Annotated in this window: 18 protein-coding genes and 4 tRNA genes; 12 read left to right on the forward strand and 10 right to left on the reverse strand. The window is 38.8% G+C overall.

Annotated elements, in window-relative coordinates:
- Position 1: 1 nt before the first annotated feature.
- The 3 genes from AC1M9L_RS07900 (at position 2) to AC1M9L_RS07910 (ending at position 3,914) form a co-directional block, all read left to right on the forward strand.
- On the forward strand, positions 2-1,012 hold the full coding sequence (locus tag AC1M9L_RS07900) for an ABC transporter permease (protein ID WP_481591818.1): 1,011 nt from the start codon (positions 2-4) through the stop codon (positions 1,010-1,012).
- Positions 990-2,567, forward strand: a complete 1,578-nt coding sequence (locus AC1M9L_RS07905; RefSeq protein WP_481591819.1) for a dipeptide ABC transporter ATP-binding protein — start codon at positions 990-992, stop codon at positions 2,565-2,567. Before AC1M9L_RS07900 ends, AC1M9L_RS07905 begins: the two co-directional genes overlap by 23 nt.
- A 102-nt stretch (positions 2,568-2,669) precedes the next feature.
- A complete protein-coding gene (locus tag AC1M9L_RS07910; RefSeq protein WP_481591820.1) occupies positions 2,670-3,914 on the forward strand; it encodes an NADH:flavin oxidoreductase/NADH oxidase family protein in 1,245 nt (414 codons plus the stop codon).
- A 57-nt stretch (positions 3,915-3,971) separates the two neighbouring features.
- Here the strand turns inward: AC1M9L_RS07910 and AC1M9L_RS07915 are convergent, their stop codons facing one another.
- The 6 genes from AC1M9L_RS07915 to AC1M9L_RS07940 all read right to left on the reverse strand — a co-directional run bounded on the left by AC1M9L_RS07915 (position 3,972) and on the right by AC1M9L_RS07940 (position 7,636).
- Entirely contained in the window at positions 3,972-5,375 is a 1,404-nt protein-coding gene (locus AC1M9L_RS07915) for an iron-containing redox enzyme family protein (protein WP_481591821.1), read from the reverse strand.
- A 157-nt stretch (positions 5,376-5,532) separates the two neighbouring features.
- Positions 5,533-5,608, reverse strand: a tRNA-Glu gene (locus AC1M9L_RS07920).
- Between the two features lie 40 nt (positions 5,609-5,648).
- Positions 5,649-5,724: transfer RNA gene (locus AC1M9L_RS07925), tRNA-Glu, on the reverse strand.
- Between the two features lie 25 nt (positions 5,725-5,749).
- Positions 5,750-5,825 (reverse strand) — tRNA-Glu (locus tag AC1M9L_RS07930).
- Between the two features lie 214 nt (positions 5,826-6,039).
- A complete protein-coding gene (locus tag AC1M9L_RS07935) occupies positions 6,040-7,452 on the reverse strand; it encodes an amino acid permease (protein ID WP_481591822.1) in 1,413 nt (470 codons plus the stop codon).
- A 108-nt stretch (positions 7,453-7,560) separates the two neighbouring features.
- Positions 7,561-7,636, reverse strand: a tRNA-Glu gene (locus AC1M9L_RS07940).
- Between the two features lie 255 nt (positions 7,637-7,891).
- Between AC1M9L_RS07940 and AC1M9L_RS07945 the strand changes: the two genes are divergently transcribed.
- Both AC1M9L_RS07945 and AC1M9L_RS07950 read left to right on the forward strand, forming a co-directional pair.
- The gene (locus AC1M9L_RS07945; RefSeq protein ID WP_155756969.1) at positions 7,892-8,374 is read left to right on the forward strand and encodes a YaiI/YqxD family protein; all 483 of its coding nucleotides are present in this window, start codon (positions 7,892-7,894) and stop codon (positions 8,372-8,374) included.
- Positions 8,375-8,397: 23 nt separating this feature from the next.
- Complete coding sequence (locus AC1M9L_RS07950) at positions 8,398-9,306, forward strand: DMT family transporter (RefSeq protein ID WP_481591823.1); 909 nt, start codon at positions 8,398-8,400, stop codon at positions 9,304-9,306.
- 9 nt (positions 9,307-9,315) lie between these two features.
- On the opposite strand, the gene AC1M9L_RS07955 is transcribed toward AC1M9L_RS07950, so the two are convergent.
- Complete coding sequence (locus AC1M9L_RS07955; RefSeq protein ID WP_035266851.1) at positions 9,316-9,891, reverse strand: PilZ domain-containing protein; 576 nt, start codon at positions 9,889-9,891, stop codon at positions 9,316-9,318.
- Positions 9,892-9,914: 23 nt separating this feature from the next.
- Here AC1M9L_RS07955 and AC1M9L_RS07960 point away from each other — a divergent pair, with 23 nt between their 5' ends.
- From AC1M9L_RS07960 to AC1M9L_RS07975, 4 genes are all read left to right on the forward strand, one after another.
- A complete protein-coding gene (locus AC1M9L_RS07960; RefSeq protein ID WP_481591824.1) occupies positions 9,915-11,150 on the forward strand; it encodes a lipoprotein-releasing ABC transporter permease subunit in 1,236 nt (411 codons plus the stop codon).
- Complete coding sequence (lolD, locus tag AC1M9L_RS07965; RefSeq protein WP_035266856.1) at positions 11,143-11,820, forward strand: lipoprotein-releasing ABC transporter ATP-binding protein LolD; 678 nt, start codon at positions 11,143-11,145, stop codon at positions 11,818-11,820. The genes AC1M9L_RS07960 and lolD overlap by 8 nt, the downstream gene beginning before the upstream one ends.
- 82 nt (positions 11,821-11,902) lie before the next feature.
- A complete protein-coding gene (locus AC1M9L_RS07970; RefSeq protein WP_481591825.1) occupies positions 11,903-13,588 on the forward strand; it encodes a ComEC/Rec2 family competence protein in 1,686 nt (561 codons plus the stop codon).
- Between the two features lie 24 nt (positions 13,589-13,612).
- Positions 13,613-14,392 carry a ComEC/Rec2 family competence protein gene (locus AC1M9L_RS07975; protein ID WP_481591836.1) on the forward strand — a complete coding sequence of 260 codons (780 nt, stop codon included), beginning with the start codon at positions 13,613-13,615 and terminating at the stop codon, positions 14,390-14,392.
- On the opposite strand, the gene AC1M9L_RS07980 is transcribed toward AC1M9L_RS07975, so the two are convergent.
- Positions 14,389-15,324 (reverse strand): lysophospholipid acyltransferase family protein, encoded by a 936-nt coding sequence (locus AC1M9L_RS07980; protein ID WP_481588956.1) that lies wholly within the window; start codon positions 15,322-15,324, stop codon positions 14,389-14,391. The genes AC1M9L_RS07975 and AC1M9L_RS07980 overlap by 4 nt on opposite strands.
- A gap of 131 nt (positions 15,325-15,455) precedes the next feature.
- Here AC1M9L_RS07980 and sppA point away from each other — a divergent pair, with 131 nt between their 5' ends.
- The gene (gene sppA / locus AC1M9L_RS07985; RefSeq protein WP_180027906.1) at positions 15,456-16,469 is read left to right on the forward strand and encodes a signal peptide peptidase SppA; all 1,014 of its coding nucleotides are present in this window, start codon (positions 15,456-15,458) and stop codon (positions 16,467-16,469) included.
- Positions 16,466-17,275 carry an alpha/beta fold hydrolase gene (locus tag AC1M9L_RS07990; protein ID WP_481591826.1) on the forward strand — a complete coding sequence of 270 codons (810 nt, stop codon included), beginning with the start codon at positions 16,466-16,468 and terminating at the stop codon, positions 17,273-17,275. The genes sppA and AC1M9L_RS07990 overlap by 4 nt, the downstream gene beginning before the upstream one ends.
- Before the next feature lie 15 nt (positions 17,276-17,290).
- On the opposite strand, the gene purN is transcribed toward AC1M9L_RS07990, so the two are convergent.
- Both purN and purM read right to left on the reverse strand, forming a co-directional pair.
- Positions 17,291-17,920, reverse strand: a complete 630-nt coding sequence (gene purN, locus AC1M9L_RS07995) for a phosphoribosylglycinamide formyltransferase (RefSeq protein WP_481591827.1) — start codon at positions 17,918-17,920, stop codon at positions 17,291-17,293.
- 18 nt (positions 17,921-17,938) lie between these two features.
- Positions 17,939-19,009 carry a phosphoribosylformylglycinamidine cyclo-ligase gene (gene purM / locus AC1M9L_RS08000; RefSeq protein ID WP_481591828.1) on the reverse strand — a complete coding sequence of 357 codons (1,071 nt, stop codon included), beginning with the start codon at positions 19,007-19,009 and terminating at the stop codon, positions 17,939-17,941.
- A 135-nt stretch (positions 19,010-19,144) separates the two neighbouring features.
- Between purM and cxpE the strand changes: the two genes are divergently transcribed.
- Positions 19,145-20,368, forward strand: a complete 1,224-nt coding sequence (cxpE, locus tag AC1M9L_RS08005) for a chloramphenicol efflux transporter CxpE (protein ID WP_481591829.1) — start codon at positions 19,145-19,147, stop codon at positions 20,366-20,368.
- Positions 20,369-20,381 lie beyond the last annotated feature (13 nt).

Raw genomic sequence — 20,381 nt, forward strand, 5'->3', positions numbered from 1 at the left:
AATGTCTCCACTTTTCGATCAACGAGTTTCAAAATTTAAGTCACATCGACTCGGATACTTCAGCTTCATTTTATTTATCGCGATCTTTATTTTATCCTTGGGGGCAGAGTTTATTGCCAACGAAAAACCAATACTTATTTATTATAAAGAAGAAATTTATTTCCCAATTTTTAAGCCTTATCCTGAAACAACATTCGGTGGTGTCTTTGAGACTGAGGCTGATTATAAAGATCCAGCTGTTCAAGAATTGATTAATGAGCATGGATGGCAGATTTGGCCTATCATCCCATTTTCATATCAAACACCTAATTATGAATTGGCAGAAGCTGTACCATCTCCACCGACCTCCGTGAATTGGTTAGGCACAGATGATCAAGGTCGTGATGTCTTGGCAAGATTAATATATGGTATTCGTATCTCTTTGCTGTTCGGCATTGCACTTACTATTGGATCTGCATTCATAGGAATTACCATTGGTGCTGTCCAAGGCTACTTTGGCGGTTGGTTGGATCTGATCGGTCAAAGGCTGTTAGAGGTGTGGGGTGGTCTACCAATGTTATTTATTGTGATGATCTTAGTGAGCATGTTTACACCAAGCGTATATTGGCTGTTTTTAATTATGCTGATGTTTGGTTGGACTGCGTTAGTTGGTCTTGTTCGTGCAGAGTTTCTGAAAGCCAGAAATTTGGACTATGTGCGAGCTGCGAGATCACTCGGTGCTACAGATAGTCAAATTATTATCAAACATATTTTACCCAATGCTATAAGTTCGTCACTCTCACAGCTTCCTTTCATTCTTACCGCTAATATTACCGCACTTACAGCATTAGATTTTCTGGGCTATGGTTTGCCACCTGATACAGCTTCAATTGGTGAAATTTTATTACAGGGTAAGAATAATCTATCAGCACCGTGGTTGGTTTTATCTGGATTTTTTAGTCTAGCAGTTGTGTTATCTATTCTTATTTATATCGGAGAGGCAGCTCGAGATGCATTTGATCCAAGAGGCTAAACCAATACTTGAAGTCAACAAGCTCAATATTCAGTTGAATGAACAAAAAATCTTAACTGATTTGTCTTTTAAGCTAAATGCGGGTGAGACAGTAGCGATTGTTGGTGAAAGTGGTTCAGGAAAATCTTTAGCTTGTCTAAGTCTTCTAGGTCTTCAAGATCGCGCTCTAGACTTAAGTGGTGAAATCATATTTCAAAATGAAGATCTGTGTCTAAAACACGAAGATCAGTTGCGCTTAATACGTGGCAATAAGATCGCGATGATATTTCAAGAGCCAATGACGGCACTTAATCCATTACATACAGTTGAAAAAATTATTTCAGAACCTTTATGGCTGATGGGGCTTAAGAGAAAAGACATTCAAAAAAAAATAGAAGAAGTGCTTTGTGATGTAGGGTTGGGTAATTCATTAGACATCCTCAAGCGATATCCACATCAGTTGTCTGGTGGACAGCGTCAAAGGGTGATGATCGCAACAGCTCTGATTTCGGAACCTGAAATTTTAATTGCAGATGAACCAACAACAGCCCTTGATGTATCACTACAGAAACAAATTTTAAATTTAATTAAAGACCAAGCGCATCAAAAAAATATGGCCTTAGTTTTGGTTAGTCATGATTTAAGGTTGGTGCAACAATATGCTGATCAGGTATTGGTTTTGTCTAAAGGTGTCACAGTTGAACAGGGTGATGTCTCTCAAATATTCCTGCAGCCTCGCCATGAATATACTCGACTGCTCCTTAATCAGCAGTTTGATTCGATTTCACCTATCAGTGAACAGGCCAAAGAACTTTTAAATACTGAACATCTTCGAGTGCGGTATCCACCTAAGCTGAATTTTCTGAATGTATTTAAAACTCAATTTATAGCGGTGGAAGATTTAAGTTTCCAGCTTAAACAAGGAGAGTCGCTTGGTATTGTAGGTGAAAGTGGGTCTGGAAAAACCAGTGCTGCACTCGCGCTTGCACGACTCATAGAGTCAACAGGTACCATTGAATTAAATCGTATCAATCTCAATCAGTTGTCTGACAAGCAACTTAGAGCGCATCGAAAAGATTTTCAAATCGTTTTTCAAGATCCTTTTTCGAGTCTCAATCCAAGAATGGATGTTTTGTCGTTATTAACTGAAGGGTTAAGATTAAAAAAATTGAGAAAGAGTGAAAAATTAAATCTCGCGATTCAAGCCCTTGAAGAGGTTAATCTCACAAAAGAATTTCTTGATCGTTATCCTCATCAAATGTCGGGTGGACAGCGACAAAGAGTATCGCTGGCCAGAGCACTTATTCTGAAACCTCAATTACTCATTCTGGATGAGCCAACATCTGCATTAGATCGCAATACACAAATAAAATTGGTGAAATTACTTCAAGATATACAGCAGAGAACAGGGATCAGTTACATCTTTATTAGTCATGATCTGAAAATTGTGAAAGCGTTATGCCATCGAGTTATGGTGATGAAAGATGCAAAAGTTTTAGAAATTCAAGAGACAGAACGTTTATTCCGTGCACCGATTCATGCTTATACGCAACATCTTATACAAAGTAGTTTATAAAAGTTATTTGACAAGAAGGATTGTCAATTCTAGACTGAAATTCAGGGAAGTCACGCCTAATTGGTTTTAGGTTTAGATAAGCACAAAATTGAGAACTTCAAGATGAGTAAAATTGCTGAGCCGATTCAAATTCGCAATACAACTTTCAAAAATCGCATTATTAAAGGCGCAATGAGTGAAGCTCTAGCGAATGCTGCTGGTGAACCAAATCATTTGCACACAGGCTTGTATGAAGCTTGGGCAAGAGGAGGTTTAGGGGGTTCAATCACAGGAAATGTGATGGTTGATCTACGTGCGAAGAATGAGCCTGGTGTCGTCGTGGTCGAAAATGAGCGAGATTTACCTAAATTAAAGGCATGGGCTGACCTAGGTAAACGTTATGGTATGGTCCAGCTTGTTCAATTGTCTCATCCGGGCAGACAGTGTCCTAAAGGCTTAAATAAAGAAACTGTTGCACCGTCTGCTGTGCCATTTAGTGCTATGTTGGCAACTACCTTTGCTACTCCACGGGCTCTCGAGCATGAGGAAATCCTAGATCTAATCCAAAGGTTTGCAACCTCTGCAGCGATTTGCGAAAAAGCGGGCTTTGAAGGTGTTCAATTACACGGTGCTCATGGATATTTAATAAGTGAATTTCTATCGCCACTGACCAATAAGCGTAATGATCAATGGGGTGGAAGCATTGAAAATCGTATGCGTTTCTTATTAGAAATTTATAAAGCTGTTCGAGCTGCAACATCCGAGAATTTTATCGTTTCAGTGAAATTGAATTCCGCAGATTTTCAACGTGGTGGAATTACTGAAGAAGAAGTGATTCAAGTATTTAAAGCTATTGATGATGCAGGTATCGATTTAATTGAAATTTCAGGTGGTACGTATGAAGCGCCCGCAATGGCAGGTGCTAAAGCTGAACAGCGTAAAGCAAGTACCATTGCACGTGAGGCTTACTTTTTAGATTTCGCAGAGAAAATACGTAAAGAAGTAAAATGCAGACTGATGGTTACAGGTGGATTCAGAACCGTTAAAGGGATGAATGATGCTTTAGAAAGTGGTGCATGTGACTTTATTGGAATTGCACGCCCGCTCGCTGTAGAAACGGATTTAACTGATCGTTTGATTGCAGGACACGATGTTAGATATGCAGTAAAACCAATTAAAACAGGGATTCCATTTATTGATAAAATGGCAATTATGGAAATTATTTGGTATGCGGCACAATTCAAAGCGATTGGTGAGGGTAATCAACCTAATCCAAAACTTTCACCTTCAAAAGTTTTTCTGAATTATGCAAAAGGAAATGTGAAGGCTATCATTCAAGGTAAAGTTAATTCAAGAAAATCTGCATAGTGTGAATCTATATATAAGGAGCCTTTATGGCTCCTTATTTTATGCGGCGAGTTAAAACTAAAGCGCAAGTGTTTGAAAAGGGAAAAGTAACTTAGAGACTTCTTGGGTTGCCCATAATCCGATCGCTCGTGGATGATAGTAAGGTGATAGATATGGAATTAACAATGCTAGTTTATCGTTTGTATCATCTAATGAATGACATTGATGTTTGATCTGTTCAAGTTCCTGTTGATTATTGTATTTTGATAGCCAGTTTTGATCTCCTGTTACAGGCATTCTTTTTAAACGAACAGTTAATGATTCCCCTTGAATCCAGTCTTTGATCAGGATTTTCTCAGTTGCATTAAACACACCAAACATTTTGCCATCACTATCGTGAATAAGTTTCCAAAAACGACTTTCTTCGACAGGCCTGTTTTTAATAATCCATTGTTTATCAATTAAGATTTGAACAAATTCAGATATTAATTGAGGTTGAGCGAGCCACTCATTAATAGACTTGCCACTGAATTGACATTTTTGGTTATGGATATGTTGACCGACAACTGCTTTTCTTTGCAGAAGTTGATAAACGCTTTTAGTCAGATCAATTTCTTGAATGATATTCGTCGAGCTCAAGCCAAGATCATTCATTTGGAAGCCCATTTTCACCAGTTCAAGATATTTTGATTTATCTTGAGCTTGATGATAATGATCAATAAATGCCTGTATTGATTTTTCAGCATGTCCATTGTGTGTATTATCAATCGTAATATGAACATTAAAATAATGAGGATCAATTCCAAGTTCTGCTAATTCATAATTGGTAATTAACAGGTGTAGTGGTAATTGTTCATAACCCAAGTTAAATCCAATTACTATTGGAAATAAATCATGTGGTACATATGCGAGAGCAAGTTGAACAGCGGCTTGTTCGAAATAAATATCATCTAAATAATTAATGTACGGTTCAAGCTCGAAATGTCGCAGTAAGCTTTGATACATGCAAACATGATTTGCTTTAGCATCTCCCAAGCCAAGTTCTTCTAAGTAGATATAGCTTAGATCTTTGCTTTCAAACAGAGAGGGGTGCGTAAGAGATGAATATAGCCAGGAGCCATCTACATATTTAACTGGAGCAACTTTATATAAAAATTCTAAAGCATGAGAGATGGTTGGAAAGTAGTCACGCCCAAGTCCTGATTTTCGTTGATCTAGATAACTTTGAAATTTAGAACAAGTTTGATCATGTTCGTGTTGTATATGTTGCCTAACTTGGTCTACCTGATCAATCCACGATAAATGAGTCGTATTGAGTTGATCGAATAGTGAAAGAACATAGGTTTCAGCATATTCTGTTTTACATTCACGATTCACTTTAGGGTCTAAAAAAAACTCAACCCAGTCTTTATTTGTTTTAGGACTAATTGTATTTAATTGTGATGGGGATGCTAGGGGATTAAGTACGGTGTTGTCCAACATCATCTTCTCCAAGCGTTATTAAGGGTTTAAACCACCATAACCTGCAAAGATGATAATGTTGTTTATTTTGTGTTCGATTTTTAGGGTGACTAAGTTATAAAAAAAAACCCAAGTCTTAAATGCTTGGGCTTTTTTATGAGATGTATCATCTCGAATATGGCGTCCCTACGGGGATTCGAACCCCGGTTACCGCCGTGAAAGGGCGATGTCCTAGGCCTCTAGACGATAGGGACAGTGCAGAAATATATTTTAAACCATTTCAATTGAAATTAATGGCGTCCCTACGGGGATTCGAACCCCGGTTACCGCCGTGAAAGGGCGATGTCCTAGGCCTCTAGACGATAGGGACTTAATAAAATCTACTTCTGAAAAATTGGCGTCCCTACGGGGATTCGAACCCCGGTTACCGCCGTGAAAGGGCGATGTCCTAGGCCTCTAGACGATAGGGACGTTTCAGAGGTGGGCGTATAATAGGGTGAAAATAGGGGGGTGTCAAACGCATTTCAGCAAAAAAATTAAAAAAATGGTGTGTTCGTATGAAAATAAAACAATATTGAATTTAAAGGCTAAATTTAGATCAAATCTCCAAGAAATATTAGAAAAGCATTTGGAAAATAGGAACTGTCTAAGCAAAAAAATAGCGACCGAAGTCGCTATTTCAAAATCAAGATTTATCGTGATAAAACAGGTAATAACTGGCATAGCATACAGCAATGAACGCTAAACACCCGAAAAAGCTAATACGCATACTTGGATCAAATACCATACTTAAGCATGTGATAAAACAGAACACAAAACCTAAGATTGGGACAATTGGAAATAATGGAGCAGCAAAGCCCAGCTCTTCTTTTTTGCGCCCTTGCTTATACCAATCGCGTCTGAAATTAAATTGGCTTAAACAAATACTCATCCACACAACGACCATTGTAAAAGCAGCAATACCTAATAAATTGGTAAAAATAGTCTCAGGTGCGAATTGTTCTGATAATAAGCCTGGTAACCCACCGATCATTGTCACGATCACTGCAACATAGGGGATACCACGTGCATTCACTCTAGAAAATACTGCAGGGAGCTGCTTTTTGTAAGATAAAGACCACATCATGCGTGACGCAGCAAACAAACCAGAGTTAGCAGCTGACAATAAAGCAGTAATAATTACAAAACGGATAATATCTTCTGCATAAGGAATACCAATATGCTGGAAAACAGTCACAAATGGAGAGCTACTCACACCTTCAGCAGCTAAGCCAGCTTCTTGGTGTGGAAGAAGTGACGTCACTACAATGATCGTACCTACGAAGAAAATCAACAGACGAAAAATCGCTGTATTAATTGCTTTAGGAACATTTTTAGCTGGGTCTTTAGTTTCACCAGCAGCAACCCCAATTAATTCTGTTCCAGAGAATGCGAAGTTTACGATAAGCATCGTAGCAAAAATTGGGAATAGACCTTCAGGGAACCAGCCTTGAGCAGTTAAATTGCTAAATAAAGGCGCCGTTTCGTAACCTTGATAGCCAATTACACCAAAAATTGCGAGTAGACCTAATAGAATAAATGCAACAACAGTAATAACTTTAACTAATGCCAGCCAAAATTCAGATTCTGCGAACCATTTTGTGGAAATCATATTTAAAACAAATACGAATACACCAAAGATTATAGTCCACATCCACATGGAACTATCTGGGAACCATTCCTGCATGAGGAGGGCGGCGGCTGTAAACTCAGTTCCTAAAGTAACCGACCAAGTTAACCAATATAACCAAGTGATGGTATAGCCTGTTCCTGGTCCAATATATCTTTTGGCATAAGCACCAAACGAACCAGACTCAGGCATATGAACGGCAAGCTCACCTAAACACAGCATAACCATGTAGGCGATAATCCCGCCAAGGATATAAGAAATAATGGCACCTACAGGCCCCGTTTGTGCAATGACTTCACCCGAACCTAAGAAAAGTCCAGTACCGATTGCGCCGCCAAGCGAAATCATAACCAGATGTCGAGTACTCATAGCGCGTTGTAAAGGCGCAGAATTGCCCTGATGCGAAGCATCATTCGGAGATGAGTGCATAGGATTGAAAATTCGAAACAAATGAAGCGAGTTATTGTAGTGAAAAACTACAATTCTTCAATGAAATAATAGTAATTTTGAATATTGAGTGATCGTATGAAACGATAATGGCGTCCCTACGGGGATTCGAACCCCGGTTACCGCCGTGAAAGGGCGATGTCCTAGGCCTCTAGACGATAGGGACGTTGCGAGGTGCTTGTATATTAAGGATAGACATTTCAATTGTCAAAAGCTTCGTATCAAAAAAAGTTTTAATCGTTCATACATTAAGCAAAAACAATCAATTAGTTTTAATTTTGATTAAACTGACAACAATAAGATTTTTCATGTATTTAAATAACATGGAGAGAAGGTCCTCACTATGAAAAAACGATCCGCTTTATATTCATCATATCAAACCAACCATCTATTAAATTTGATAAGATGACGTGGTAAGACAATGAAGGAAAGAGGCGTGTTGCCATTTAAACTCTGGGTCGATGCTGATGCATTACCTAAAATTTTGCGTGAAGTCATCTTAAGAGCTTCTGATCGTTATCAACTCGAAGTAACTTTTGTCGCCAATCAAAATGTAGGAATAACTCCTTCCGTTCGTATTAATTCAATACAAGTGATGAGTGGAGCAGATCAAGCTGATAAAGAAATTATCGAACGTATGAAAGAGCATGATATTGTCATGACGCAGGATATTCCTCTAGCAGCTCAAGTCATCGAAAAGGGTGGCGTTGCAATTCATCCACGTGGTGAAATTTGGACAGAAGCTAATATTAAGGCACGATTACATTTGCGTGATTTCATGGAAACTTTGAGAGGGGCTGGCGTTCAAACCGGTGGACCACCGCCAATTTCAGAAAGAGATAAGCGTGAATTTTCAAGTGCTTTGGATCAAACGATTCAAAAACAAAAAAGAAAAACTGCCTGATTTATCTTATCAATCGAGTTCACATGCCAGAAAAATCTAAACTTATGCTCATTTATGCCTTATTGGTCATCATCTGGGCAACAACTCCACTTGCGATTGTGTGGAGTGTAGACGATATTTATTTAATGTGGGCATTGGTGATTCGATTAGGCTTGGCACTGCCTATCGCGGCATTACTTCTCATAGTTTTAAAGGTGAAATTTCCTTTAAATTCAATTGCATTGCATAGTTATTTTGCTGGTTCATTTAGCTTGATTGGTTCGCAATTTTTTACTTATGTAGCTACTGATTATCTAAGTTCTGGCATGATTGCACTGATGTTTGGATTAGCCCCAATTATGGCAGGGCTTATTGGAAAATTTATCTTTCAACAAGATTTGCATAAGCTGCAATGGTTAGGAATGATCGTCGCGATTACTGGGCTTGTAGTGATCAGTTTTACTGGATCAGCACAACATATCCATCCCATTGGAATTGGTTTAATGTTGCTCAGCGTTTTTTCATACGCAATGTCAATTTTTTGGGTAAAAAAAATAAATGCTGATGTAGCACCGATGGCACAGGCGACAGGTTCAATACTGGTTTCTACCATCGTTGCATGTCTAATTGTGCCATTTATATGGAAATATTTACCTACTGAATTACCTTCAATGAAGTCATTACTTGCGATCATATATTCTGTTGTTATGGCTTCATTAGTTGCTATGTTTTGTTATTTCTATTTGGTCAAAAAAATCCAACCCACCACATTGTCCCTTACAAATGTAATGACTCCAGTTTTAGCGCTTGGTATAGGTGCCGCGTTTAATCATGAGAAATTAACGCTAGGTATGATACTGGGAGCAATGATCCTACTTCTGGGATTGTTTATGTATTTTTATCGGGATATAGAAGCGAATCAGAAATTTAAACAAAAAGTATTAAAGCCTTAAGTTGGATGCTCAGCGATTCTGTGAGTTTTTTAAATGCTTCAAGGCTTCTGTTAACTTTACTTTGTCTTGGGGATGTAACGTTAGAAAATATGCACCGGTTCTAAACAGCCCATTTTCTTCTTGATTGCTGTAGACAACTTGTGCAGTTGCAGCGATATGAAAATCATTTTCAGGGTGACTCAATGTGATGTGTATATAGGTTTGTTCAGGGATATGTTGCTCAGCATAAAAACTAAAACCCGTTTCAGACAAATTGACTTGAGTAGGTACTGGTAACATGGTTTGTACAATAGAGTCGTAAAGTGAGCCCGTAATGAGGTTTAATTTTTGATTAAATAAGGATAATATCCGAGCAATTTGTTGATCTTTTTGATTTAATTGTTCTAATTCGTACATAAGCGCATGATCAAATTGATCTAATTCTGCAAGTAAGAGAAAATAGCGCGGTAGTACAAAATTTGAATCATAGGGATCATTCAAAGCGACATCTTTAGTGATGATCTGATAATTTATTCTTAAGGCAGCATCAATACGTGACATGACGCGTCTTTCAATATTGCCACTTTGATGCTGAAGATTTTCCATTAAAACACCTCGGACTAGATGGTATGTTTAAACCGATCTCGCTGTATATAGGGTTGAGATACACTCGCGCACGGCGAAGTAATCACTTTATTTCTTTTATTGCTTTAGTTTCCATGATCGGTCTGACTTTGGGCGTCGCTGTTCTCATTACTGTGTTATCTGTAATGAACGGTTTCGATCGTGAATTAAAAAACCGTGTCTTGGGAATGGTACCTCAAGCGACTGTTTCCTCTACACAAATTCTAACAGACTGGCCTGAGCTTGCAAAGAAAATAGACCAACATGAACATGTGACGGGTGTTGCACCTTTTACACAGTTGCAGGGGATGTTAACAGCCCAAGGACAGGTTGCAGGGATAATGGTCACGGGTATTGAGCCTGACTATGAAAAAAATGTATCTATTATTCAAAATCATATGGTTCAAGGCGACATCAACTCATTAAAGAAAGGTGAGTTCGGGATTGTTTTGGGCAAGCAGATGACGGATGCTTTAGGTTTAAGTCTCAATGACAATGTAACATTGGTATTACCTGAAGCGACACCATCACCCGCTGGCGTTGTTCCAAGATTTAAACGTTTTAAAATTGTCGGTATTTTTAGTATTGGTGCGGAAGTGGACTCGATGATGGGTTACATCGCGCTAAATGATGCTTCGACATTGTTGAGACTGCCGGATGGTGCACAAGGTATCCGTATGAAGCTAGATGATATCTTCAAAGCACCACAAGTCGCTGAAGAAGTTGTTATGGATTTACGAGGCAATTTCTATCCATCAAATTGGACTTATACGCACGGCAATCTCTTTAGTGCCATTCAGATGGAAAAAGCAATGGTTAGCCTTTTACTTTTCCTCATTGTCTTGGTTGCAGCATTTAATATTGTATCTTCATTGGTGATGGTGGTTACTGATAAAAAATCTGACATTGCTATTTTAAGAACCTTAGGTGCTTCACCAGCAACGATCACTAAGATTTTTATGGTACAGGGTACGGTGATTGGTGTTGTAGGAACACTGGCAGGAGCAGCACTAGGTATCATCTTTGCAACGAGCATTAGTGGATTTATTGGCTGGTTGAACACTGCTTTTGGACTAAATTTGTTCGATGCATATTTCATTAACTATTTACCATCGTATCTACGTTGGCAAGATGTGGTGGTGATTGTTAGCTTATCACTAGCGCTAAGTTTCCTTGCAACAATTTATCCAGCGCTGCGTGCTGCCAAAGTTCAACCAGCAGAGGCTTTACGCTATGAGTAATATTGTCTTAGAAGCCAAAAATATTCATAAACATTTTACAGATGGTAAATCAACTGTTGAAGTGATTAAGGGATTGGATTTAGTTGTTGAGCAAGGACAATTTGTTTCAATTGTTGGATCAAGTGGTTCGGGTAAGAGTACGCTGTTACATGTATTAGGGGGGCTTGATCGTCCGTCCGAAGGTGTAGTGATGCTTAATGGGCAGCGTTTTGACACTTTAGGCGAAGCTGAACGCGGTTTCCTACGTAATGAACACCTCGGATTTGTGTATCAATTTCACCATTTACTTCCTGAGTTTACGGCTTTAGAAAATGTATCAATGCCGCTGATGTTACGTAAAGATGCAAATTTTAAAGAAGTAAAAGAACGTGCAGAATATTTGTTGAATAAAGTGGGTTTATCACATCGTTTAACGCATAAACCAGGTGAGTTATCTGGCGGTGAGCGACAACGCGTTGCGCTTGCACGGGCTTTAGTGGCTCAACCTAAATTGATGATGGCAGATGAGCCTACTGGAAATTTAGATCGTAAAACTGCCGTCACAATTTTTGAATTGCTTTCCGATCTGCGTAAAGAATTTAATATGGCAATGCTCATCGTGACCCATGATGAACAGCTCGCACAAACTGCTGATAAGATTTTGCATATGCAAGATGGATTGTGGGTATAGCCTAAAAATCCGATTAACAGTCTTGTTAAAGCCCACTTAGGTGGGCTTTAATCTATTTAAGAAAAATAAACATAAAAGTTAGATGTTCTTAATATTTATTCTCATCTTTTGGATCATTGGTGTTGCTACGATCAGCTTTCAGGGTGAAGTTGAATATTCAACTCTCTTGCTGGGTATGGCAAGTATCATTTTGATCATGGGTTACTTCGTACGATTAATGAGGCAACCTGATCGATTCATTTATCCTCACACCTCAAGTATTGTCCAGTCATCATCAAGAATGCTTGTGCTAACGGGAATTTGTCTGATCACATTTGTTTTGGGGCATCAACATGCAAAAACAGCCTTACACGATCGTTTAGAGAAACGTGTTCAATATATTGAAGAAAAAGAAATAGTTGTCTATATCAATAAAATTAATCAGCTGAAAATGGATCAGGAAGGTCGATCAATACAGCAGCGTGCGCAAGTGATCGACAAGAAGCAAGGACAATCTCAAACGCTATTATTATATTTGCGAGAGTCAAAACTTGATACGACATTAGAACTAGGGCGCTATTATAAAGTTACGGGAAAATTAAGACCCGCACATAGTTATGCAGTAGATGGGGTATTTGATCATGAGAAATGGTTGTTGCAGCAAAATATAGCTGGAACAATGCGTGTAGATTGGATCGTACCTGTAAGTGAAGCGGTGTTATATTCTGAAGGTTATTTATCTTCAACCGATGTGCATCGGAGCCTTATCGCACGATTGAGCCTGAGCATTGAAAAAGCACGTTTAGCTTTTAGGGATGATATCGAACAGGGAGTATTCAGAAATAAGGGTTTGCTAGTCGCGTTACTCACAGGTGATAAGAGTCTACTGACGGAGCAACAAGAAGAATTATTTAAAAAACTAGGCATTACGCATTTATTGGCTATTTCAGGTCCACATGTTCTAATTTTTGCTGGTTTATTATCGTGGTTCATGGGGTATCTTGTATCAATTTTTCGTCCTCATATTTTTCTAAAAGTTCCCAAAACATATTTACTTTTAATCCCTTTCGTATGTGGGGTAATTATTTATAGTTTTTTTTCAGGGCTCGAAATTCCTGCACTAAGAACTACATTGTCAGTTTGTCTAATTAGTATCGCTATTTTATTTAAATTCAAGATTAAGCCTTTTGTGCTATTACTTATCAGTGCGAGCTTAATGCTCTATTTAGACCCTTTTAGTATTTTATCTGCTGCATTTTGGCTTTCGTACGGCGCATGTTTGATTTTGATTCGTGTATACCAAACGATCGTTCATGAACAGCAAAACACTGCTTTAATCAACAAATATCATTTTCTAGATAAAGCAAAAATGTATCTTAAAATACTTTTGCAATCCCAATGGAAAATATTTATTGCACTGTTACCATTCACTTTACTGATATTTCAACAGATTTCTTTACTTGCACCATTTGCTAATTTAGTTGCTGTTCCAATGATTGGGACCTTGATCGTGCCATTAGAAGTACTGGGCTATTGTCTCAGCTTTATTCCTTTTGTTGGTCTATTTTTATTTCATCTGGCTGATATGTTGATATCGGTGCTTTTGGTGCTGCTGACTAAGCTGGGAGCAATATTAGACAATCCATTGAAATGGGTAGCGTTAACGAAAGCACAAATGTTTTTGCTCGCTTTGGCAGTATTGATGTTCTTTATGCCAAAGAATGTAATCCCTCGATTATGGATACCCGTATTAGGTGTGGCATTGCTGATGCCTAAACGTGATGATTGATACGATATCATTGAAATTTTAGACATAGGACAGGGGCAATCCATACTCTTACAGTCATCAGGGAAAAATGCTTTAGTTGATACAGGCGGGAGCTTTGATGAGAATACATTTAGTATTGGAGAAAGTGTAGTTGTCCCTTTCTTAATTCAACGTGGCATATCAAAATTAGATCAAATTTTTATGAGTCATCTTGATCAAGATCATGCTGGTGCATACCGCGCTATCGAAAAACATATACAAATTGATCAAGTTATCTCAAATGAAAAAGATGATAGGTTTCAGCAAGTGAAATTTGATTATTGTCGACAGCATCAACAGGTGCAATTGGGTAAGATAAATATACAATTTCTCTCACCAGCTGAATCACAATTAAATTTTGTCAGTCAAAATCGTAATGAGCTTTCGTGCGTAATGTATCTGACATTACCCTATGCTAACGATTTTAAGCATATTCTGATTATGGGGGATGCAGGGTGGGAGACAGAGTATCGTATTTTAAAGCAGTATCCTGAACTTAGAGTAGATATTTTAATCTTAGGACACCATGGCAGTCGACATAGTTCATCTTACGACTTTTTAAAAAATACCAAACCTAAAATTGCCATTGCATCGGCTGGTTTTGATAACCGCTATAATCATCCACATCCTGTTGTCAAAGAGCGTTTAAAAGCGCTTAATATTCCGCTACGCGATACCCAATCGAAGGGCAGCATTCGAATGACCTTCGATAAAAACGGAGATGTACAATTTCGATATCATCGAGATCAAAAAGCGTGGTTAACTCGGAATAACCCCATAGATTAACTTGCTTTTCTAACTTGTTCTATTTTTGCTCTGGCTTGTTCTGCAGGGATACGATAAATGTTATGTAGATCAGGATTTGCACGGAAACGTTTATAGCTCCAATGAGCATGTTCAGGATAACGATGAATCAGGCTTTCTATTGCACGGTGAATTACTAACGTTCCGTCAGCGGGAGTGCCTTCATAAATCGAAGCATCCATTGGTTCAATAAATACATCAAAATCTTCAGTTTCATTGCGAATTGCATAGACCAAAAGGCCTTTGGCTTTAGTTTTTTGGATGAGTTTGGCACTTAAATTACTGGACTCGAGTGGTATGCCGAAATAATCGATCATTTCACCACCGTGTTTAGGATTGTGATCTGGAAGAATCACAGTTGTCCCCCCTAATTTAAGGGCTTTAAAAATTTGTCTTATACCACTCTCATCTGTAGGGACTAAAGTTGCTTGTTCTCGACTACGAGCCTGGCGCACAAATTGATCTGCTTCTTCATTCTTGATGGGCTTATACATGATGGTCATCTTAGTATATTGTGCGAACCACGCATTCATGACTTCCCATGTACCAAAATGTGGTGCGAGTAAAATAATACCTTTCTTTTCAGCCATTGCTTCATGAAAATATTCAGCACCAGTGACATGGCGTATTCGTGAAATATTGGTTTCGTTTGAGCTTCCCCAAATACTAAAAAATTCCATATAAGATTGAAGTTCGTTTCTTACCGCTGCACGAGTCACTAAATGTTTTTCTTCATCAGAAAGATGCGGTAAGCAAATGTCGATATTGAGGCGGATGGTATTCGTAGTTTTTGTAATTTTTAGCGTATTAATCAGCCCTGCAAGCATTTTTGCAAAAAAACGAGAAAAACGAATCGGACGGCGACTGAAGAAATTTAACAGGCGGGTTGTGGTCGATGTTTTGGTTTCAGGCATTAGATTCAAAATTTGGTAAGTTCATAGAATATTGTGATTTGGGTTTATTATATGTTAAATCTTGACTTATAAATAGTTTGACCTCATTCCTTGTATATAATGTCAGCTTAAATTTAATTTGGATGGTATGTATGTCCGCTTGGCCGCCTGAACCACAAAATGAAAATCAAAAACCAAATAACCAACCGAACGGAAAAGAATGGCAAATTTTAGAAAAAGCTGTTCTCGCATCTGTAGAAGAACAGAGACGTGCAAGACGTTGGGGAATCTTTTTTAAATTTCTTACTTTCGCATATCTGTTGTTTATAGTTTTGGTCATGGGGAAAAGTTGTTCAACGACTTCCACTGATAGTGCGGTGTCATCACAGCATATTGCTACAGTCGATATTGTAGGAACGATTGCAGCAGACCAGCAAAGTGTGAATAGTGCAGATACGATCAAAGGTTTGAAAAAAGCATTTGAAAGCAAGCAATCGCAAGCTGTTGTTTTAAATATTAACTCTCCGGGTGGATCTCCAGTCCAGTCTGATGAAATTTGGCAAGAGATCCAATATTTAAAGTCGGTTTATAAAGATAAAAAACTTTATGCATTAATTGGTGACACAGGTGCTTCAGGTGCTTATTACATAGCTTCTGCAGCGGATGAAATTATTGTTAATCCATCAAGTTTAGTCGGCTCAATTGGCGTCATCATGCCAAACTATGGAGTGAGTGGTTTGATGCAAAAACTTGGCGTTGAAGATCGCACCATGACTTCAGGTGAGAACAAAGCATTATTGTCGATGACACAACCAGTTGATCCTGCACAACGTGCACACGTACAAGGTGTATTGGATAATGTTCATCAACATTTTATTGATGCAGTTAAAAAAGGTCGTGGCAATAAATTGAAATCGCAAGATCCTGCTATATTTTCAGGTTTGTTTTGGACTGGTGAGCAGGCTGTGAAGCTCGGTATCGCAGATCGGATTGGCAGTATTCACACACTGAAACGCGAATTAAAAGTCGAAAAAACGGTAGATTATACTATTCAACGTAGCCCCTTTGATTCTGTGATTGGACGACTTGGAAGTGAATTTGGTCAAGGTTTTGCTTCTTCAATTTCCAAGCAGATTCAATCTGAGCAGGTGAATCGAATCCAATGAAACCATTGATCCATTTTGCTCATGCCAACGGGGTTCCATCGAAAGTTTATCAAAAATTTTTTGATGCTTTGTCTGATCAATTCGATGTGATTTATACGACCAATCTTGGTGTTGATCAACGTTATCCTGTAGATCAACACTGGGAAAGTATGACACAGCAAGTGATTGATAATATTGTTCAGAAATCCCATGGTCGTAAAGTGATTGGTATCGGGCACTCCTTAGGAGGAGTTTTGACGTTCAAAGCTGCTTTGAAATGCCCAGAACTTTTTAGTCAAACTATTCTTCTCGATCCACCTCTTATTATGGGGCTAGAATCATTTGCTATGCATATTGCAAAGTCTTTGAAGTTAAAAGCAGTGGATCAAATGTCGCCAGCGGCATTGTCTAAACGTCGACGTGATCATTGGGATAGTCGAGAGCAAGCTGCAACATTACTTCGACCAAAAGCCCTATATGCAGCATTTGATGAGCAATGTTTTAATGACTATATTCAATTTGCATTAGTTGAAGATCCAACGCGTGGCGGCGTTGAGTTGGCGATTCCAAAATCTATTGAAGTGGATATTTTTAGAACCAATCCTTCATTATGGTGGCTGCCTCAACCTAAGCTCAAAGTTCCAAGTCAATTAATTGTTGCTTCTCAAGGTCCATTCTTAGCACGTAAATTCCCTCATAAAGTGAGGAAAAAGTTTGGTGTGCCTTTTAGTATTTTTGAAGGTGGACACATGTTCCCACTTGAACATCCTGAGCAATTGGCTGCGCATTTAAAAACTATTTTGACGCCACAAAAAAACGCAGCCTAAGCTGCGTTTTTTAAATCAAATATGACAGAACTGTATTGGACCTTTCAAAATTTGATTTTTATAGTGCACGCCTTCGGATGTGACTTGAATGGTTTGATTACAAATCCATTCTACAACTTGAGGATAAATTAAATGTTCAAGTTGATGTACACGATCTGCTAAAGATTCAACATTATCATGGTGAGAAACTTTGAGTACGCCTTGAGCTAGTGCTTGACCTGCATCTAGTTCTGCAGTGACATAATGTACTGTACAACCATGCCATAGATCACCAGTATTCAATACACGTTGATGTGTATGCATTCCTTTGTAATTGGGCAGCAGAGAGGGATGGATATTGATCATTTTACCCTCCCATGCTTTAACGAACTTAGCACTTAAAATGCGCATAAAGCCCGCTAAAACCACAAGATCAGCTTCCCAGTCGAGCAGTTGCTGGTGCATAACATCATCAAACGCTTCACGATCTGGGAAGTTTTTATGTTCAATCACTGCAGTTGCAATGTTGGCATGAGCAGCACGCTCAAGTGCGTAAGCAGCAGGTTTATTCGAGATCACACCGACAATTTGACCTGAAAGGTTTGCATCGATTAATGCTTGTAGGTTTGATCCGTTACCTGATACTAAAACAGCAATTTTAATCATGTTTTAACAATAAACTGATTAAGCGAAGATCACACGAATTTTTTCGTCTGCACCTTCGACAGATTCAGCATTGTCAACAATGTGGCCCATTGTCCATGCTTTTTCGCCGAGTTGATTTAAGATTTCAACTGTTTTATCAGCTTCAGCAGCATCAACAACTAGAACCATACCTACGCCACAGTTGAATGTACGGTACATTTCAAATTGTTCTACACCACCTTCACGTTGAAGAAGTTTGAACAGCTCAGGCCATTGCCAAGAAGATTCGTTTACTACAGCTTGAGCACCATTTGGTAATACGCGAGGTAAGTTACCTGGTAAACCGCCACCTGTGATGTGTGCCATCGCGTGAACATCAACCTGTTTGAGAAGCTCTAGAATTGGTTTAACGTAGATACGAGTTGGCTCCATTGCGACATCAGCAAGTGGACGACCATCAACAATTTGAGTTAAATCAACATTTTTTACATCTAAAATTTTACGAAGAAGAGAGTAGCCATTAGAGTGTGCGCCGCTTGAAGCAACACCAACTAATACATCACCAGCTTTAACTTTAGAGCCATCAATAATTTTACTTTGTTCTACAACACCTACACAGAAACCAGCTAAATCGTAATCTTCACCTTCATACATGCCTGGCATTTCAGCAGTTTCACCACCGACCAATGCACATCCAGCAAGCTCACAACCTTGACCGATACCTGTCACTACATTTGCTGCGACATCAACATTGAGGTGACCAGTTGCGTAGTAATCAAGGAAGAAGAGTGGTTCAGCACCACAGACAAGTAAATCGTTCACACACATTGCAACCAAATCCTGACCAATTGTGTCATGACGGTTTAAATTCAATGCTAAACGTAATTTTGTACCAACACCGTCTGTGCCAGATACGAGAACAGGTTCTTCATAACCTTTAGGAATTTTACAAAGTGCACCGAAGCCACCAAGACCGCCCATTACTTCAGGACGAGTCGTGCGTTTAGCGACAGATTTGATACGATCGACTAACGCGTCGCCCGCCTCAATGTCGACACCTGCATCTTTGTAGCTTAAACCAGTGTTTGGGGTAGAAGTTGAGTTGCTCATATTGAAGTCTCCGCATTCGCGCGGGGATTATAACCTGAATATACGAAACTCTTATGTTATTTATGCACTAAAATGTTATCTTTACTAAAATATTTTCCTTTACATAACGAATAATCTTAAAAAAGGCGAGTTTCTATGGTAGATCGTACCCTACGCCGTGTTTTTATCCTTGCAGGGATAGCTTTATTTCTCTGGATTTTATACTTATTAAAACCGGTCGTAATCCCATTTATTGGTGCATTTTTAATAGCTTATCTTTTCAGTCCATTGGTTGATCGATTGCATAAGATAGGTTTACCTCGTTGGTTGTCTATCAGTTTGGTATTTATTGGTATTGGCGTCGTGATCACATGGGCAATGTGGTATTTGGTTCCATTAATTTGGGAACAGCTAATGTATGCTAAATCCAGTATCCCGAAAGTAGTTCATTGGGTAAATTATAGCTTCTTACCGTGGTTATCAGATACTTTCAATATAGTGCCACTAGAATTAGATGTAGACCAGATTTCAGCAGCTGTTATGGAGTATGTTCAAACCAATTATAGTGCTGACAGTATCCAAGCGATGGCACTCAAATTGGCACAATCTGGTCTGAATTTTATTCAGATTGGTGGGACAATTGTACTGATTCCAATTATTGCATTTTATTTCCTCTTAGATTGGGATCGAATGCTCAATAGTTTGCGTCGACTCATTCCACGTCCTTATGAAGCTTCAACGCTTGAAATCGTAGGTGAATGCCATAGCGTACTAGGCGCATTTGTAAAAGGACAATTCCTCGTGATGATCCTTTTGGGGATTGTTTATGCCGTTGGTTTACAACTGATTGGTCTGGAAGTTGGTTTGATTATTGGCATGATTGCAGGCTTGGCAAGTATCATCCCATATTTAGGATTTGCAGTAGGAATTATTGCTGCCGTGATAGCAACTTTCTTCCAATTTGGTATGGATTGGACTCAACTCCTTTTAGTTGCAGTGGTGTTCATGGTAGGGCAAGCTGTTGAAGGTTATGTGCTTCAGCCATTCTTATTGGGAGATAAAATTGGTCTTTCTCCAGTAGCGGTCGTATTCGCTGTATTGGCTGGTGCACAATTGGCTGGTTTCTTGGGTATGTTGATTGCATTACCTGTTGCAGCTGTAATCGTGGTACTGCTCCGACATGCACGTGACACTTATGAAAGGAGTACAATTTATGGTACGCCAGCTGTTGCCTTAGCTGATCATGGTGGTGGTGAAATTACAATCCAAACCGATCAGGTTGATATTGAGCTTGATCTCAAACCACAATCAATCAATAATCAACAAGATATTGCAACATCTGAAAAAATCGATGTGCAGAAACAAAATAAAGAACCTTAAGGTGACCAAGCAT

It is taken from the genome of Acinetobacter sp. ANC_7511 (assembly GCF_056779975.1).